This is a genomic window from Gammaproteobacteria bacterium (genome assembly GCA_041395725.1).
In the GTDB taxonomy this organism is placed as follows: Bacteria; Pseudomonadota; Gammaproteobacteria; order Pseudomonadales; family Pseudohongiellaceae; genus NORP240.
On the sequence record JAWKZW010000001.1, the window covers coordinates 1274728 to 1292320 of the forward strand.

15 protein-coding genes are annotated in these 17593 nt (G+C 57.4%); 5 read left to right on the plus strand and 10 right to left on the minus strand.

From position 1 onward, the window contains the following. Positions 1-56 precede the first annotated feature (56 nt). A complete protein-coding gene (locus R3F50_05665; protein ID MEZ5489787.1) occupies positions 57-560 on the plus strand; it encodes an AAA family ATPase in 504 nt (167 codons plus the stop codon). A 7-nt stretch (positions 561-567) separates the two neighbouring features. On the opposite strand, the gene epmA is transcribed toward R3F50_05665, so the two are convergent. Continuing rightward, positions 568-1530: an EF-P lysine aminoacylase EpmA gene (gene epmA / locus R3F50_05670; protein ID MEZ5489788.1), complete on the minus strand. Its 963-nt coding sequence runs from the start codon at positions 1528-1530 to the stop codon at positions 568-570. A 14-nt stretch (positions 1531-1544) separates the two neighbouring features. Then, positions 1545-2117 (minus strand): elongation factor P, encoded by a 573-nt coding sequence (efp, locus tag R3F50_05675; GenBank protein MEZ5489789.1) that lies wholly within the window; start codon positions 2115-2117, stop codon positions 1545-1547. 79 nt (positions 2118-2196) lie between these two features. On the opposite strand from efp, the gene epmB reads away from it, so the two are divergent. From epmB to R3F50_05690, 3 genes are all read left to right on the plus strand, one after another. After that, the gene (gene epmB / locus R3F50_05680; protein MEZ5489790.1) at positions 2197-3216 is read left to right on the plus strand and encodes an EF-P beta-lysylation protein EpmB; all 1020 of its coding nucleotides are present in this window, start codon (positions 2197-2199) and stop codon (positions 3214-3216) included. 64 nt (positions 3217-3280) lie between these two features. Continuing rightward, positions 3281-4618 (plus strand): GGDEF domain-containing protein, encoded by a 1338-nt coding sequence (locus tag R3F50_05685; protein ID MEZ5489791.1) that lies wholly within the window; start codon positions 3281-3283, stop codon positions 4616-4618. Continuing rightward, positions 4615-6201 (plus strand): hypothetical protein, encoded by a 1587-nt coding sequence (locus tag R3F50_05690; protein ID MEZ5489792.1) that lies wholly within the window; start codon positions 4615-4617, stop codon positions 6199-6201. Before R3F50_05685 ends, R3F50_05690 begins: the two co-directional genes overlap by 4 nt. Here the strand turns inward: R3F50_05690 and parC are convergent. The 7 genes from parC to R3F50_05725 form a co-directional block, all read right to left on the minus strand. Further along, a complete protein-coding gene (parC, locus tag R3F50_05695; GenBank protein ID MEZ5489793.1) occupies positions 6191-8443 on the minus strand; it encodes a DNA topoisomerase IV subunit A in 2253 nt (750 codons plus the stop codon). The two genes, R3F50_05690 and parC, sit on opposite strands and share 11 nt — an antisense overlap. Before the next feature lie 156 nt (positions 8444-8599). Next, positions 8600-10522, minus strand: a complete 1923-nt coding sequence (gene parE / locus R3F50_05700) for a DNA topoisomerase IV subunit B (protein ID MEZ5489794.1) — start codon at positions 10520-10522, stop codon at positions 8600-8602. Between the two features lie 133 nt (positions 10523-10655). Next, a complete protein-coding gene (locus tag R3F50_05705) occupies positions 10656-11246 on the minus strand; it encodes a YqiA/YcfP family alpha/beta fold hydrolase (GenBank protein ID MEZ5489795.1) in 591 nt (196 codons plus the stop codon). Positions 11247-11407: 161 nt separating this feature from the next. Then, positions 11408-12220: a 3',5'-cyclic-AMP phosphodiesterase gene (cpdA, locus tag R3F50_05710; protein ID MEZ5489796.1), complete on the minus strand. Its 813-nt coding sequence runs from the start codon at positions 12218-12220 to the stop codon at positions 11408-11410. A 75-nt stretch (positions 12221-12295) separates the two neighbouring features. Next, a complete protein-coding gene (locus R3F50_05715) occupies positions 12296-12796 on the minus strand; it encodes a DUF1249 domain-containing protein (protein ID MEZ5489797.1) in 501 nt (166 codons plus the stop codon). Between the two features lie 344 nt (positions 12797-13140). Further along, positions 13141-14199, minus strand: a complete 1059-nt coding sequence (locus R3F50_05720) for an NUDIX domain-containing protein (GenBank protein ID MEZ5489798.1) — start codon at positions 14197-14199, stop codon at positions 13141-13143. A gap of 34 nt (positions 14200-14233) precedes the next feature. Beyond that, a complete protein-coding gene (locus R3F50_05725; protein MEZ5489799.1) occupies positions 14234-14515 on the minus strand; it encodes a peptidylprolyl isomerase in 282 nt (93 codons plus the stop codon). Between the two features lie 314 nt (positions 14516-14829). Here R3F50_05725 and R3F50_05730 point away from each other — a divergent pair, with 314 nt between their 5' ends. After that, on the plus strand, positions 14830-15393 hold the full coding sequence (locus R3F50_05730) for a DUF2889 domain-containing protein (GenBank protein ID MEZ5489800.1): 564 nt from the start codon (positions 14830-14832) through the stop codon (positions 15391-15393). 12 nt (positions 15394-15405) lie between these two features. Here R3F50_05730 and pdsS read toward each other — a convergent pair whose 3' ends face one another. After that, complete coding sequence (gene pdsS / locus R3F50_05735) at positions 15406-17589, minus strand: proteobacterial dedicated sortase system histidine kinase (protein ID MEZ5489801.1); 2184 nt, start codon at positions 17587-17589, stop codon at positions 15406-15408. Positions 17590-17593 lie beyond the last annotated feature (4 nt).

Sequence of the window (17593 nt, forward strand, 5' to 3'; positions counted from 1 at the left end):
GCCGCCGGACCGGTGCAGCAGGTATCCGGTATCCGGGATAAAGAGGAGGCCACGGTATGGCAAGAATTCTTATTGTGGGAAATTCCGGGTCCGGTAAGACCACCCTCGCCCGGCGTCTGCAGCAAAGCCTGGACCTGCCCCATCTTGATCTGGACACTCTGGCCTGGTTGCCCGGCTCACCTCCCCTGCGTCGTGCGCTGACCGACTCCGGGCAACAGATCAAGCGCTTTACCCGGCTGAATCGGAACTGGGTCATCGAAGGCTGTTATGCAGACCTGCTGGAACTGCTAGCAACCGAGGCAGATGACTTGGTATTCCTGAATTTACCGGAGCGGGCGTGTATCGCCAATGCCAGAAGCCGGCCGTTTGAGCCACACAAGTATTCCAGCGCGGCATCCCAGAATCGCAACCTCGCTATGCTGCTGCAGTGGATCAGGGACTACCCGAATCGCACTGACACCTGTTCCCTTGAAGCTCATCAGAGGCTTTACGAGGCCTTTCCCGGTGGTAAGCACTTGCTCACTTCGCGAGAGGCCGCAAGCTGCTGGGCCCCTGGCTGAACCTCGGCTAGCCGGCGTTCGGACCGACCGGCCAGCTCAGCACCTCATCGATGGCGCCGACCCCGGCCACTACCATCAGCAGGCGGTCCAGCCCCAATGCAACGCCGGCGCAGTCTGGAAGGCCCGACTCCAGGGCTGACAGCAGCTCCCCATCGACAGGCACCTCCTCCCGCTGCAGCTGGCGGCGCTGCGCCAGGTCGGCTTGAAAGCGACGCCGCTGCTCGGCCGCATCGGTCAGCTCCCAGTAGCCGTTGGCGAGCTCCATGCCGCCCATGAATAACTCAAAGCGCCTGGCGATCGGGGTGCCGTGCGGATCCGGCGTGACCCGGGCCAGGGCTGCCATGGAGGCAGGGAAATCGTAGACGAAGCAATCCCCCGTCATGGCCGGCTCAATGACTTCAGCCAACAACAGCTGCAGAAAGTCATCGCGGCTGTAGCCGCTGGCGTTAAAATCCAACCGCTGCCTGGCCAGGTTCTCCAGCTCGGCATCACTGCAGTGGTGGGGGTCCAGGCCCAGCTGGCGCAGAAAAAGCTGCCGGTAGGAAATCCTTTCGGGAGCCGGCCGACCGGTAAGCGAAGTGACCAGCTGCTCCACCTCATCCATGAGCTGATGGTCATCCAGGCCGAGCCGGTACCATTCCAGCATGGTGAATTCGGGGTTGTGGCGCCGGCTGCGCTCATCGCGGCGGAACGCCTTGCACACCTGGTAAATGCAACCACTGCCACCGGCCAGCAGCTTTTTCATGGCGAACTCGGGAGAGGTCTGCAGGTAGAAATTCCGCCGATCGCGATTTGACACGCCGGCGACGGAAATAGAGTCAAGATGGGGGTCGGTCGCCGTGGTGGGACACAACAGGGGCGTTTCCACTTCCAGTACCTGGCGCTGACGGAAGAATTCGCGAATTTCCGCCAGCACTCCGGCCCGCAGCTGCAGACCGGCCAGCCCGACCGCCTGCGAACTCTCAGTCATAAGGTCCGCAGTCGTTACTTGCTGACGCGATTCTGGTATTCGCCACTGCGGGTATCCACCCGCAGGACGTCGCCCTGATTGACAAACAGGGGCACCTTCACCACCGCGCCAGAACTCAGGGTTGCCGGCTTGGTGCCACCCTGGGCGGTATCGCCCTTCAACCCCGGATCGGTCTGCACGACTTCCAGCTCGACAAAGTTTGGCGGGGTGACGGAAATGGCCTGTTCATTCCAGGTTGTAACCTGATAAACGTCCTGCTCTTTGAGCCAGTTCAGGGCATCTGCAATCGCATCCTTGTCTACCGCCACCTGCTCGAAGCTGCCATCGGTTTTCATGAAATGCCAGAACTCACCGTCGTTATAGAGGTACTCCATATCCGTTTCCATCACGTCGGCCGCTTCGACCGATTCACCGGATTTGAAGGTTCGCTCCCAGACTCTCCCAGTTTTCAGGTTGCGGAACTTGACCCGATTGAAAGCCTGTCCTTTGCCAGGCTTGACTACCTCATTTTCCAGTATCGAGCAGGGCTCGCCGTCAACCAGAACTTTCAGTCCGCCTTTGAATTCGCTGGTGGAGTATGTCGCCATTTTTTCCTCTCGCTAGCAATTACTCATTGCTTACACTATTGATATCATCCCTGTCTTCTCAGGGTCAGGGCCTTACCCCATGTCAGACTCCGTTATTCAACTTCGTGACATCGATGCCGCTGAAAAATGGCAACAGATATTAGCTGATCTGGTGACAGATCCAAAGGAATTGCTCAATTTTCTTGAGCTTGACCCGGCCCGGGTTGCACTGCACCCGAGGGTCCTGGATGGGTTCTCCCTGAAGGTCCCGCGGCCGTTTCTGGAACGCATGGAAAAAGGTAACTGGGACGATCCGCTGCTGCGCCAGGTCCTGCCCCTGGACGAAGAACTGGCTGCAGCCGGCGACGACTCGGCAACCGACCCCCTCGATGAAAGCAGCAGCAACCTGCTGCCCGGCCTGCTGCACAAGTATCAGGGCAGAGTTCTGCTCACCGTTGCACCCCACTGCGCCATCCACTGCCGCTACTGTTTCCGACGCCACTTCGACTATTCACACAATACGCCGGGCCGTCAGGCCTGGCGGGATGTCATCGACTACATTGGCCGGCACCCGGAAATTACCGAGGTCATATACAGTGGCGGTGACCCACTGGCTGCCGGGGATCGCCAGCTTGCCTGGCTGACCCGCGAGCTGGAGGCCATTCCCCATCTCCGGCGGCTGCGCCTGCATACCCGCACCCCCATCATGATTCCCCAGCGGGTTACCGACAGCCTGATCCAGTGGCTGACGGAGTCCCGCCTCAGACCGGTGGTGGTACTGCATAGCAATCACGCCCGCGAGCTGGATTCCCAGGTGGCGGAAGCTTTGCGCAAATTAACCGCAAATGGCATCACTTTACTTAACCAAAGCGTCCTTTTAAGAGGAGTTAACGACAACCTGCCGGCCCTTGTCGATCTCAGCGAGCGCCTTTTCGACCTGGGTGTACTACCCTATTATTTGCATCTGCTCGATCCCGTACAGGGGGTTCGACATTTTGCCGTGGATGACAGCGCCGGCGCGCAACTGGTGGAGCAGATGCGCAACTGTCTGCCGGGCTACCTGGTTCCCCGGCTGGTCCGGGAGCTGGCCGGCAGGAGCTCCAAAACCATCATCGGTTAGATCCGACCAGGATTGGTTGGCCAACCAGGGTCTGTCAGCAGACCCGGACAATAGAGGACAGGGAATGTCTGTTTCCATACCCGATCTGCAGTCGACTGCGTCGCGACTGGCGGAAACGCTCACTATCGAAAGAACCGCCGACCCGTCCCAACGGGACGAGCTGACCGGCTTTGCTACCCAGGATTACTTTACCGGCCGGCTGGATAACCTGATGCAGTCGGACCTCATGCTCGGTGCCGACGTCACGCTGGTGCTGTTGCAGCTGGCAAATTTCTACCAGATCTCCTCCTGGGTAGGCAGCAGCGAAGCCCGGCTGCTGCTGACCAGGCTGGCCGGGCTGCTGAAAGACGCGGCGCCGGATCATTCCTGGCTGTGTCGCTGTCGTGGTCACGAGTTCGCGCTGTTACTGGTGGATGAAGGCAGTCGACGATTCCCTGAGTTTGCCGAGACCATTCACCAGGTGCTCCATCGGCAGACTGCCCATCTCGTGCCACCGCAGCTATCGCTTGCCTGTGGCATCGGTTCGGTCAGGCTCGGCGCCGACACCCCGAACAGCGCGATAGCGTTTGCCAGGGCGCGCCATAACATCTGGCAGCGCCAGCTCTCGAACATGGCGGCGCCGGCACTGTTTTTCGACACCGGGGCCGAGGGTATGGACCGGCACGTGGAAGCGGCGCTGGCAGAAAACCGCTTCCGGCTCAGCTTCCAGGGCATCATTGGTTTCCGCGACAACAGCCTGCAACGCTATGAAACCCGCATCACCCTGCTCGATGGCGAGGCGCAGCGCCCGGCCCGGGCCTTCATGGACGCGGCGGTCAAGAGCGCGCTGGGGGAAAAGCTGGATCGCTGGGTATTCAGGGAGGCTATCCGAACCTTGAAGGCTGAGCCGGATCCACGCTGCCGGCTTACCGTCAACGTTTCGCAGAATTCCCTGGTCAGCCCCGGCTTTCTCGACTGGCTGGCAGCCCGCCTGACCACGGACCTGGCCCCTCGGCTGGTGTTACAGGTGAGCGAAATCGACATTCTCATTACCCAGCACCACCTGGATCGTTTCTGTCAGCGGGCCCGGACGCTGAAGCTGGGGCTGAGCATCAATCATTTTGGCGCCGTGGAGGATCCGTTTCCCTATCTGACTCTGTTCCCTGCCGACAGCGTCAAACTGCACCGCTCGCGCCTGCAGCAACTGCCGGAAAGTCCGGAGCGACGGCAGCAACTGGCCGCCCTGGTGGGGCGGCTGCATGACCAGAGCATTGCCGTGGTGGCGGCAACTGTTGAGAAATTCTCCGATCTGCCGCTGCTTTGGCAGGCAGGCGTGGATTTTGTCCAGGGCCATAGCCTGCACCGGCCGTCCTCGAGCCGGGACTGTGAATTCGTGGAGGAAATCGAATTGCGCCTTGAGTGAGAAACATCAGCAAAGCGCTGGGAAAGCAAACGGCAGGTTCGTGCAAGGGCCGCTGGGGAATCAGCGGCTTACCTGTTATTCTTGCCATCACACTGAGGCGTGCTGGCAATCCCGGGCAGCAGCCAGGACAGTTTCGCGAGCGATCGAAGTTGACAGTCAAACAGCAGAAATCGAAAACCGGCGCGGCCGAGCTGGATGATGCAAAACCTAGAGCGACCGGTGGCCACGTCGCTACGCGCTTCACCATCGCTATCGCCTGCCTGGTCGCGCTCAGCATGAGCGTATTCTGGTTGATCAGCAACTACACCAACAAGAATATGCTGCGGCAGCAGGCCGATTACCTGGGTGAGACGCTGGCCAGGCAGACTGCCCTGCAGGTCACTGAGCCGGTGCTGGCCAATGACCTGATCAGTACCCGGGTGGTGCTGGAGCAGCTTACCCGCGGCTCCGCCATTGCCGAAGCGGCAGTCATTAATGTCAACGGCGCCGTTATCGCCTCCTCGACCAACGAACTCGAACCCCCACTGAGCCTGCTGCCTATCCCTGTTGAATTCGGCGAATACGAGGCCCCTATTGAACTCGAGGACGCCAGGGCTGGTACCGTGCGCATCGTCCTGGACCTGTCCTATATCGAAGCCGGCACGGGCAACAATCTGATCTTCATTCTGGTCGCCACCTTCGCCATCATGCTGGTGGCAATTCTACTCAGCATCAACTATTTCCAGTACCTGATCAGCTTTCCGATCCGGCTGCTGAACTATGCAATCCAGGATATCCGCTACGGTGAAGTGAAGTCCTGCCCGGACCCGGAAACCAACAACGAAATAGGCCGTCTGATCAGGCAGTTTAACGCCACGGCGGAATTTCTGGCCAACTATACGTTTCTGAGCGCCGAGAACCAGCAGCCCGATAAAACATTGGAAGAGAGACAACGCCAGCATCAGTCCAATACGGTAAGCGGCGCCGTGCTGTGTATACGCCTGGACAATTTCCACTTCCTGGCCTCTACCTGCGACAGGAAAACCCTGGTCACGCTGCTCAATCGCATCTATTTCATGTCGGAAAACATTGGCCGGCTCTATAACGGAGCGGTCAGCTATTGCGCGGACGGGGAAGTGGTCATCGATTTTCACAACAGCCAGCTGGATGACGAGCAGTGCTTCTATGCGGTCTGTGCCGGTCAACTTTTCCTGCGGCTGATCGGCCGCATCGTGAAAATAAATCCATCCCGGCCGGCCAATGCGAAATTCCGCCTGGCAGTTCATTTCGGCGAGTTCCAGGCGGGTCTGTACTCCCCGGTGACCGGCGCCTTCGACAATGTCCATGGCATCACCCTGGACTCGGTCAGGGCCCTGTGCAGCAGCTGCCCCGATAATTCCCTGCTGGTCAGTGAAATCGCTTATCAGATGGCGGGGGGCGAATCCCGCATCGTGGGAGAAGAGTTTGGTGAGCTGGACGAGCCCCAGCCATTAACCACCCTGCTGTGCAGCAATGCGCTGGCCAGCTACCGCCAACTGCTGGACCAGCAGGCCGACAAACTCGCCTTACTGCTGTCGCCCAGCACCCAGGGCGCTAACCGATGACCTCGATACGGTCCACGTTCTGAAACCCGCGGGGCAACTTGTTCCCACGCCGACCCCGCTCGCCACGATAATGCTCCAGGTCCGAAGGCTTCAGGTTGTGATGGCGCCGCCCCGCATACACAGTCAGCGACTGTTGCGCTGACAGCACCGCCAGCGCAACCACGTATTCAATCCGTTCAGCGACCCGGGCCGACGGAACGCTGAGTATTTTATTGCCCTTGCCCCTGGCAAGTCGTGGCAGTTCCTTCAGCGGAAACATCAGCATCCGGCCTTCGTTGCTGACCGCCACGATCAGATCCGATTCGTAGTCGCTCACCTCGCAGGCGGGTAACACCCTGGCACCCTTTGGCAGGTTCAGCACGTTCTTGCCCGACTTGTTCTTGCTGTGCAGGTCACCCAGGGTGGCCACAAAACCGTACCCCGCATCCGACGCCAGCAGCACCTCTTTCTTTTCGTCGCCAATGGCCAGTCCTTCGAAGGTAGCGCCGGAGGGCGGTGTCAGTCTGCCGGTGAGAGGTTCCCCCTGCCCCCGGGCGGAAGGCAGTGAATGGGCGGGCAACGAATAGGCTCTGCCGGTGGAGTCGATGAAGACAGCAAGCTGGTTGCTCTTGCCCGGAGCAGCCAGCTTGAAGCTGTCGCCGGATTTGTATTGCAGCTTCTCCGGCTCGACCTCGTGCCCCCTGGCGGCCCGCACCCAGCCACGCTGGGAAAGAATAACAGTTACCGGCTCGGTGGAAATCAGTTCCACCTCACTGAAGGCCTGGGCTTCCTCCCGCTCCACCAGCGGTGAGCGACGGTCATCGCCGTAGGCTTCGGCATCCGCCTGAATTTCCTTCTTGATAAGGGATTTCAGACGCGCCTCGGAGCCCAGGGTCTTTTCCAGAGCTTTGCGCTCTTCGCTCAGGTCTTCCTGCTCGGCGCGGATCTTGATCTCTTCCAGTTTTGCCAACTGCCGCAGTTTCAGTTCCAGAATCGCTTCCGCCTGTCGGTCACTGATCTGGAATCTTTCCATCAAAACAGGCTTGGGCTTGTCCTCTCTGCGGATGATCGCAATGACCTCATCGATGTTCAGAAAGGCAATCAGCAGCCCTTCCAGGATGTGCAGCCTGTCGAGAATCTTGTCTAACCGGAACTGCAAACGACGCCGTACGGTTACGGCGCGGAATTCCAGCCACTCCTTTAAGAGTGACACCAGGTTCTTTACCTGGGGGCGACGATTGGTGCCGATCATGTTGAAGTTGACCCGGTAATTCTTCTCCAGGTCGGTGGTGGAAAACAGATGCAGCATCAACTCATCGCCATTGACCCGGTTGGAGCGGGGCACAATAACAATTCGGGTAGGATTCTCATGATCGGATTCGTCGCGCAGGTCGACCACCATGGGCAGTTTCTTCTTCTGCATCTGCGCGGCAATCTGTTCAAGCACCTTGTTGCCGGAAACCTGGTAGGGCAGCGCGGTGATGACGATCTCGCCGTTCTCCAGCTGGTAGGTGGCCCGGGCTTTCAAGGATCCCCGGCCGGTCTCGTACATGGCCAGGATGTCTGCCCGGGGCGTAATGATTTCCGCATCGGTGGGGAAGTCCGGTGCCTTGACGTGCTCACACAGGTCAGTCAGAGTCGCCTTGGGTTTGTCCAACAGGTGAATACAGGCACTGGCCACTTCCCGCATGTTGTGAGGCGGAATGTCCGTTGCCATACCGACCGCGATGCCACTGCCGCCGTTCAGCAGCACATTGGGTAACCGCGCCGGTAACAGTTCCGGCTCTTCAAGGGTACCGTCGAAATTGGGCTTCCAGTCCACGGTCCCCTGTCCGAGCTCCGAGAGCAGAATCTCTGAATAGGCCCGCAGCTTGGACTCGGTGTAGCGCATGGCGGCGAACGATTTGGGGTCGTCCGGTGAACCCCAGTTGCCCTGCCCGTCCACCAGCGGATAACGGTAATTGAAAGGCTGGGCCATCATCACCATGGCTTCGTAACAGGCCGAGTCCCCATGAGGATGAAACTTGCCGATCACGTCGCCAATGGTGCGGGCCGATTTCTTGTACTTGGCAGTCGCTTTGAGACCCAGCTCTGACATCGCGTAGACGATGCGACGCTGGACCGGTTTCAGTCCGTCGGCGATATGCGGCAGGGCGCGATCGTTGATGACATACATGGAATAGTTCAGGTATGCCTGCTGCGAATACTGCTTCAGGGAAATCTGTTCCTGACCGTCTTCGTTTACTGTTATTTCCTGGGTCATAGTCTCTTCAGGTTTGCCTGTCCAAAATATAAAGGCTTCAGCCTGCCAATTCGTTCAATGGGTCAATGCGGGATTCGGGTGATCGGCATTGATAACCCCCTGCCGCTGCCAGGCTGCCCACTCACCCTGGAGGACAGGCCCGTTTACCGGGGCCCACTACTCAGCAAGGTCAGCCAGGTTGCCGGACTCTTCCAGCCAGCTCTTGCGATCAGCGGCCCGTTTCTTGGCCAGTAACATGTCCATTATTTCATCGGTCGTCTGCTTCTTGCGGAGCCCCGGCGGATCGTCAAGAGTCAACTGCACCAGGCGCCGCGTATCCGGGGCCATGGTGGTTTCCCGCAGCTGTAAGGGATTCATCTCACCAAGGCCCTTGAAACGCTGCACGTTCACCTTGGCAGATTTTTTCTCGGCTGCTATGCGATCAAGAATGCCATTCTTTTCATCATCATCCAGGGCGTAGTAGACGTCCTTGCCAACATCGATTCGAAACAGCGGCGGCATCGCCACGAACACATGGCCTGCGGCCACCAGGGGCCGGAAATGCCTGACGAACAGGGCGCACAGCAAGGTGGCTATATGCAGGCCATCCGAATCGGCATCGGCGAGAATACAGATCTTGCCGTAACGTAAGCCTTCAAGATCATCGGAGCCGGGGTCCACACCCAGCGCCACGGCGATGTCGTGAACCTCCTGGGAAGCGAGAATTTCACCGGAATCCACTTCCCAGGTGTTCAGAATCTTGCCCCGCAGCGGCATGATGGCCTGAAACTGGCGATCCCGCGCCTGCTTGGCGGAACCGCCCGCCGAGTCTCCCTCGACCAGGAACAGCTCACCGCGCATGGCGTCCTGACTGGAACAGTCCGCCAGCTTACCCGGCAGGGCTGGCCCGGCCGTGACTTTTTTCCGGGTGACCAGCTTGCCGGCCTTGAGGCGGTGCTGGGCGTTACGAATACAGAGCTCTACCAGGGCTTCCGCCTCGGCCGTGTGCTGATTAAGCCACAGACTGAAAGCATCCTTGACCACACCGGCAACGAACACGGCACACTGGCGAGACGACAGCCGCTCCTTGGTCTGACCGGAAAACTGCGGATCCACCAGTTTTGAGGAGAGCACGTAACAACATCTGTCCCAGACATCCTCCGGTGACAGTTTAAGCCCCCGGGGCAGCAGGTTGCGGAACTCGCAGAATTCCCGGATTGCATCCAGCAGGCCGGTACGCAGCCCGTTCACGTGGGTTCCACCCTGAGAGGTGGGTATCAGGTTCACATAGCTCTCGGCCACTACCTCACCGCCCTCGGGCAGCCATTGCACCGCCCAGTCCGCGGCTTCGTTATTGCCCTGAATGGAACCGGTAAAGGGCTCTTCCGGCAGCGTCTCATAGTCAGCGGTAGCCTGCGTGAGATAATCCGTCAGGCCGTCCTCGAAATACCATTCCTCGCTCTGGGCCTTGTCTTCTGCGACCGTCTTGTCGATAAAACTGACCTTCAAGCCGGAACACAGTACCGCCTTGGCACGCAGAACATGCTTCAGTCGCGAAATGGAGATTTTCGGCGAATCAAAATATTTTTCGTCGGGCAGAAAGCTAACGGTAGTCCCGTTGTTGCGCTTGCCCACTGTATCGATGGGCTTCAGCTCCGATGCCTTGTTGCCATCCTTGAATTTCATCAGGTAGACGACACCATCACGCTTGACGGTTACTTCCAGGGTTTTTGAAAGCGCGTTGACCACCGACACACCGACCCCATGGAGGCCACCGGAGTACTGGTAGTTGTTGTTGGAAAATTTACCCCCGGCATGCAGGCGGGTCAGGATCAGTTCGACCCCGGTGACTTTCTCACCTTTGTGCTTGTCGATAGGCATGCCGCGACCGTCGTCGGAGACTTCCACGGTGCCGTCCTTGTACAGAGTGACAGAGATATGTTTGGCATAGCCGGCCAAAGCCTCGTCGACACTGTTGTCGACCACTTCCTGAACCAGGTGGTTGGGCCGGGTGGTATCGGTGTACATCCCCGGTCTTTTACGAACTGGATCGAGCCCCTTGAGGACCTCGATAGCATCCGCGTCGTAGGTATTACTCATTCGTCTTGTGCGCCATGCTTGTGGAGTTTGTCAGCCGCCAGGCTGATTGTCTTACAAACCCGGGAATCCCGGTTTACCTGGCGGGCACTGCGGGAAATGTATTCGTTGAATAACTTTTTATCGCACACAGCTATCAATTCTTGATAGCCAGAAAATCGAAAATTATGGGTAGAAAATCTGCATAGTTTTCAAAACTGTGATTGCCGCCTTCCTGGATTATACAGGTCCCCATCTGATAGAGCCCTTCGGCCAGGCGATAATCCAGTACTTCGTCGCCGGTCTGGGCCAGCAGCAGATAATTATCCGGTGTCTGGAGCGCTTCCACGTTCAGTTCTTGCAGCTCCATAACGTGCTGTTCGGTGACCACGTGCACGGCGTCAGAGTAATAATTTCTGTGTTCTCCCAGGTAATCCCGCCAGCGCAGAAAAGGTTGTACCGCCGGGTTGATGACTGCCGCGCGCAACCGGTTTGTTTCCGCCAGGCAGGTGGCATAGAACCCCCCCAGCGAGCTGCCTATGAGGCCGACCGGTCTGCCATCCAGCCCGTCGATTATTTCCTGCACCTGAGCGACCGATTCGGCTGGCCCTCCCGTCAATTCCGGGACCAGCAGGCGACTGCCCATGCCCCGTTCCTGGCAATAGTGGACAGTCTGCCTGGCCTTTTTCGATTCCGGAGAACTCAGGAATCCATGCAGGTAAATAACGAAATGATCTTCACTGCTCATTATAGGACGAGTGGCTCGGGCGCGGGGGCAGGGTAGCGAGAGTATGAGGTAAATTGCCACCCCATGCCAGAACACAGACATTGCCAGCCTGGCAATGTCTGTGTTCCTGTTCAGAAATTCGTTGAGGCCAGAAACTCGTTGAGGTCAGAAGTTCCTTACACTCAGTAGCCTGCGCTGTCGTAGTCCGGCCGGAACTCGGCACCATCAATGCGGATAACTTCCGATTCGATGGAGCCGTCCGCGAACAGTTTCAGACGCCGGTAGCCTGGATTGATCGAGTCCAGCGCAAAGTCGATGACCTCCGGCTTGAACTGAATACAGGTGGAGGGGGTACAGAAAAAGCGGATGCCGCCCACCTTGAAATCCAGCGCCTGATGGATATGCCCATAGACCACACAGCGCAGAGTCGACGACCGCTTCAGTAATGCCATGAATTCTCTGTCATTGCGCAAACCGATATCTTTCATCCAGGCGGAACTGCCCGGTACCGGGTTATGGTGCAAGGTAACCAGGCTGTGCTCGATGACCGGGTCGGATTCCGCTTCCGACAGCGCGGATTCCAATACCTGTAGTTCGGGCTCGGCAAGGTAACCATCAACATGGTTGACCCGGCTTGAATCCAGCATGATGAACTGCCAGTTTCCAATCGTCTCCACCTTATTGCAGAGCCCCTGCTCGCCGGCCACTTCCTGCATGACGTCGCCGGAATCATGATTGCCCGGTACCCAGCGCACCGGCGCGTCGAAGCGCTCCATGTATTTCAGAAAATGCTGGTAGGAACTCGGGGAGGCATCCTGCGCAATATCACCGGTTGCCAGAATCAGGTCGATGTCATTTTCATTTCTGGTAACTGTATCAAGAACGGCCGACAGGCTGCCGTGGGTGTTAATTTTAAGTAACGTTCCGGAATGCACCGAATAAAGGTGGGTGTCAGTGATCTGAAGGACATTGATCGGATTTTTTGCAATATCCACTGTTGTAATCCTACCTTGGATTAACAGACTGTTGACAAGCTATTGGCTGCGCTCATAACGTTATTAAACAGCCTGTTAACTAAATGCGATATCCGGCACTTTCAGACAACGCCCAGCCTGCAGACAGAGAGACAGCCATTCGCCCAGAAATCTGTTCACCTGAATTTTTTCGTCCCGCTGGAATCTGACCTGCTGTGGCCGCAGATAATGGGACTGAAAATTGCGGTGATGCTGATAAGAAGTTACTTCCGCTGTATTGGCGTCGTGGTAAATCCGCACCTGCATGGATGGATTGGTCAGCCACCCGCCCAATGCGGGGCGCTGGGTAATCTCCAACGTGGTGGTATACCGGAACGATTCAATGACACGCACCTCAACTACCGTCTCGCCGCGCCCTTCGTAATCGTCGGCGATGACAAATTCGGCGAGCAGTCTGTCCGAGTCGTTGGCCCATGACTGCGGAGCATCGCGATGAAACTCACGCAGTTCAGGTATTAATTTGAGTAACCTGATGTAATTGGCATCACATTCTGCCATCTGCTTTATCAGGTCTACACTGTAACTTCGATCTTTCATGCCCGGTCCGATTACCACCTCTGTCTCATGGCGAGACAGTCATTAGAGATTGTTGGATGACCCGCTATCATACCGGTAGTTATTCATGGATTCGAACCTTTTCCTCCAGTCCTGCTAGCCACTTAACCCAATCATTGCATAAATTGTTGGACCAGGACCGCTTCGCTGCTTCCATAGCAGCATTTCCAGCGCCGTACTCAATTTTTCTGGATATCACGCAGAGTAACTACGCTCGATCCATAATACTCTCCGTACGACACTGGAAATGCCACTCTGAAAGCTCCTGACCTCAACAATTTATGCAATGATTGGGCTATCACTCTACAGGTTACGACAGCTTCATGTCACTCTGCGCGCAACCTCTCCCTGTTAAGTTGCAACCACTGAATCGCAATAATGGACATGGCGTTATTGATTTCACCCGTGGCGATCATTTCCACCGCCTGGGGCAGGGGCACGCTCACGATCAGAATGTCTTCGTGCTCGGCGTCAAGACCGTGTATCCCCTGCAACTGACCGGCATCAACCCGGGCGCAGAACAGGTTGATTTTTTCATCACACCAGCCGGGGCTGTTGAAATACTCACAGATAGGGATGACCTCGGTAATAGCACAGTTGGCTTCTTCCCGTGCCTCTCTTTTCGCTACCTCAATGGGAGCCTCGTCGGCATCGGCCAGCCCCGCGACAATTTCCAGTAGCCACGGACTGTGGTCAGCATCCAGCACACCGGTTCGAAACTGCTTGACCATCACCAGATCGTCCCGCCGGGGATCATAAAGCAGTACCCCGACAGCCGCCGGGCGGATGGCCAGTTCGCGACGCATCGTCTCGCTCCAGCCCCCGGCGAATAAACGGTGCCGCAACTGCAGGACATCCACCGGAATAAACCCATCGTAGACCCGCTCCCGCGACAGGACCTCCAGGTCAGCATGCTCGAAGACACTGCCCTGCTCCCGGGCCAGGCGCTGCAGCAGCAGCTCGTGAAACAGCTCGGTGACTGCCTGCCGGATCTCCTCGCATACCCTGGCGAATTCCGACCTGATCTCCGCCTCGCTGCCGGTCGCGGCGGCGGGGTCATCGAACGGCAGATGACGTTTCTGCTTGCCAGCGGGGATGATCGGGCAGTGCGCGTCGGCATGGGAACAGACGGTAATCACCAGATCGGCGTCTGCAATCATGGCGGGGGTCAGCACAGTGGACTGCTGACTGCTGATATCCACGCCCCGATCGGCCATGGCAGCCACCGCCGCCGGATTCAGGCCATGGGCTTCGAGCCCTGCTGACTGGACATCCACGGCCAGGTACGGCGGAAGTTGCCCGCAAAGATGGCGGCCCCAGCCCTCGGCCATCTGCGATCGGCAGGCATTGCCCGTGCAGACAAACAGCAGGTTCAGGGGTTTCACGGCAACAGTCCGGTCTGTTCCAGCCAGCAATGGGTCACTCGGTGCGCTCGGTGACTTCCAGCAGATGATAGCCGAACTGGGTCTTTACTGGACCCTGCAGGGAATTGACGTCGGCACTGAAAACCACCTTGTCGAATTCAGGCACCATCATGCCGGGACTGAAGCGGCCCAGATCACCACCCTGAGCCTTGGACGGGCAGGAGGAATGCGCCTGCGCGATCGCGGCAAAATCTTCACCGGCCGCTATGCGTTCTTTCAGTTCCAGGCACTTTTCTTCGGTTTCCACCAGTATATGTCTAGCTGTTGCACTTACCATGGGTACTCCTGTTCAGTCTGAAGATTGGCGCGCCATTATGCCTGACCGGATAGGTAAAATCGAATTCCCGGGCCAGCTACCAACCGGCTAAGTGAAAACATATTGTCATATGTTCGTGACCCGCCTTTCTCCGTTTACAGGGAATCCAGCGTGTTAAGTCACGCTGCAGCACTGAGCCGGCACCGCAAACCCGGACAGCGCCCCTGTCAACCTGTGGCTGCTTTCCCCTATCGGTTATAATCGGCGGCGGAATGCAGCAGACGCCTGCTGCATTCCGCCTACAACTTCTATCCGCCCAGGCAAGGAAACTGATAATGCCCTTACCCGCCCCCGCACCCCGTGAGCACCTCCATACCCGCGCGATCACCTATCAGGGATTCGAAAGGGCGGATGGTCTCTGGGACATAGAAGCGCACATGACGGACGTCAAGACCTATGAATTTCAAAACGATTGGCGGGGCACGGTCCAGGTAGGAGAGCCCCTGCACGAAATGCTGCTGCGGGTGACCATCGACGACAAGTTTGTCATTCACGACGTCGAGGCGGCAACCGAGCACAGCCCCTTCGAAATGTGCCCCGGCATCGCACCCGCTTATAAATCTCTGGTGGGCATTACCATGGGACCGGGCTGGCGCCGCGCCATTCGCCAGAAAGTGGGCGGCAAAGAGGGTTGCACGCACCTGACCGAACTGCTGTTTCCCATGGCCACGGTCGCTTTCCAGACCATCTGGCCGCGGCGCCGGCACCAGGCCAGGCAATCCGACTCCAACGTCGGCACCAGCAAACGTCGCCCGCAGGTACTGGACACCTGCCATGCCTGGGCCAGTGACTCGCCAGTGGTAAAAAAGAATGCACCGGATTTCTATACCGGAGACTGATCCAGCGGTTCCTTATTTAAAAAACAGCGGAAGTATCACGGTAATTGCCACACCCTGGGCGTCAGTCAAGTCATCTGCCCGGATCTGACCACCGTGGAATTCGGCGATCAGCCTGGCAATGTGCAGACCCATACCCAGATGGGGCTGCTTCTGTTTTTCCTGGGGCCGTACCGAGATCATGGAGTCGAACAAGCGGCCTTTCATTTCTTCCGGAAGGTAGGGCCCGTGATTGATCACCTTGATGATCGCGTGATCCCGCATGTTGTGACAAAGAACCCGTATACTCTCGTCAGGAAACGAAAATTCCACGGCATTGGCCACCAGTTTATCCATCAGCTGGGCAATGTACTCCGGTACGCCGTGAATAAAGATGGGACGGTTACTGGTATCCATTTCGAAACGGACTTCCGGGTAGGCCATCTCGTAACCTTCCACGCAGCCTCGAATGACCGCCACCAGATCTATTTTTTCTTTCTCCGACGTCTGCAGCATCTGCTCCAGACGGGTAGCTTCGCTCATATTGGTAAGAATTGTGTTTAGCCTGCGAATACCCTCATCGGCACGCTCGATATAGATGGCCGATTCTTCGTTGTTAGCTACCATGCCCAGGTTTTCCAGCGAAGACCGTACCACGGTAACCGGCGTGCGCAGCTCGTGAGACAACCGTGAAGACATGTTTTCCAGGTAGCTGGTGTATTGAGTCAGACGTTCCACAATGCTGGAAAAGCTGCGGCTCAGGTCACCTATCTCATCGCCGTTTCTACTGGCTTCAATGGTGTTCCTCACCCTGCCGCTATCGTCGATGATGTTTTCCGCCTGGTTCCGAAGCAGGCGAATACGACGTGAAATGCGCGATGCAAAAAAGAACAGTCCCAGAACTACTGCCAGCATGACCGCCAGCATGGTATTGAACAATCTTTCCAGGGCCTGGTTTCTGAACGTCCGGATGCCGTTCATGTTCTGATCGACCACCACCGCACCCAGCACTTCCCCGTTGGCCAGGATTGGATGCGCGGCGCCCAGGATACGGGTCTGGGTGTCGGTCAGGGTCCGGAACTGGGTCTGTGGCACCCCCGCCAGGGCGGAATCGATATGGGCACCCTCCCGGGTGACACCCGTATACAGCTCATCGATAAAATCGTTACTCGGCTTGGTCAGAACCCGATAGTACAGCGGCTTGAGTATTCTCTCGTTGATATAGCCCCAGTATTTGTTGGTGTAGGTTTCCGAATCCTCGTTGACCAGCATCAGACCGGTTGCGGTCTGAATGTCGCCAGCTGTCAACAATACCCTGCCGGTGACATCGACCACCTGGATGCGGGATTCGGACTCTCCGAACCCGTCCACTATACGATCTATTTCCGGAGTAGGCCGCAGCAGTGAGCCCAGCCCTTCGCTGCTGTTGACATTCGAAGTGGCAATGACGGTTTCAACCTGGCGACTTTCCGTATTATCCACGTCGTAGAAAGCGAACCCCAGCTTGCTGCCGAGCATATCCAGGGGAATCTGCAGCTCCACCTCGTATCCCTTGTCGGTGGCATACCATTGCCCACTGATGCGGTTTTCATATTTCGGATCGGAAAAATCGGCGTTGACCTTGAACGGATAGAGGAACTCGGGTTCATGCGGGGCGATGACGAAGTGATTTATCTCGTGCCCCTCCGGCCCCAGCATAGCGATATGCAGGAAATCACTACGCGTAAGACTCAGGGCGTCTCTGCTGCGGTAAACGGGAGAATCGTCCACCACGCGAAAATAGGCATACAGCGACCGGTTGTATTCCCCCACCATGGCATTGAAATGCAGGGAGTCCTCCTTGTCATAGTTGCGCGCCGGGTTTAATGGCGTACGCAGGTAGTCCCTGTTGTCATACCTTACCTCATAGCGCTGATACTCACGCCAGTCCAGCAGATTGCCATCGTCAAGAGCCAGCGGGTAGTAAATCGGGTAGACGTAAAGATCGCTGCTGCGGCGGGCCGGGCTGTAGTTGGCCTCGTCAAACAGTTCCGGCCGCTCATTGAGGGCAGTGGCAAGCGCCCGCGCAGAACCCAGTACCACCTGCTCCTGGCCCAGACGCAGGTACTCCTCCATCTCGAGGATGTAGCGGTAGCCAAGCCATGGAATGATCAGTAGAAAACTGGACAGAAAGACCAGTTTAAAGCGGATGCCTATGAATTTCCTCAGCCTGAACACCATTTTT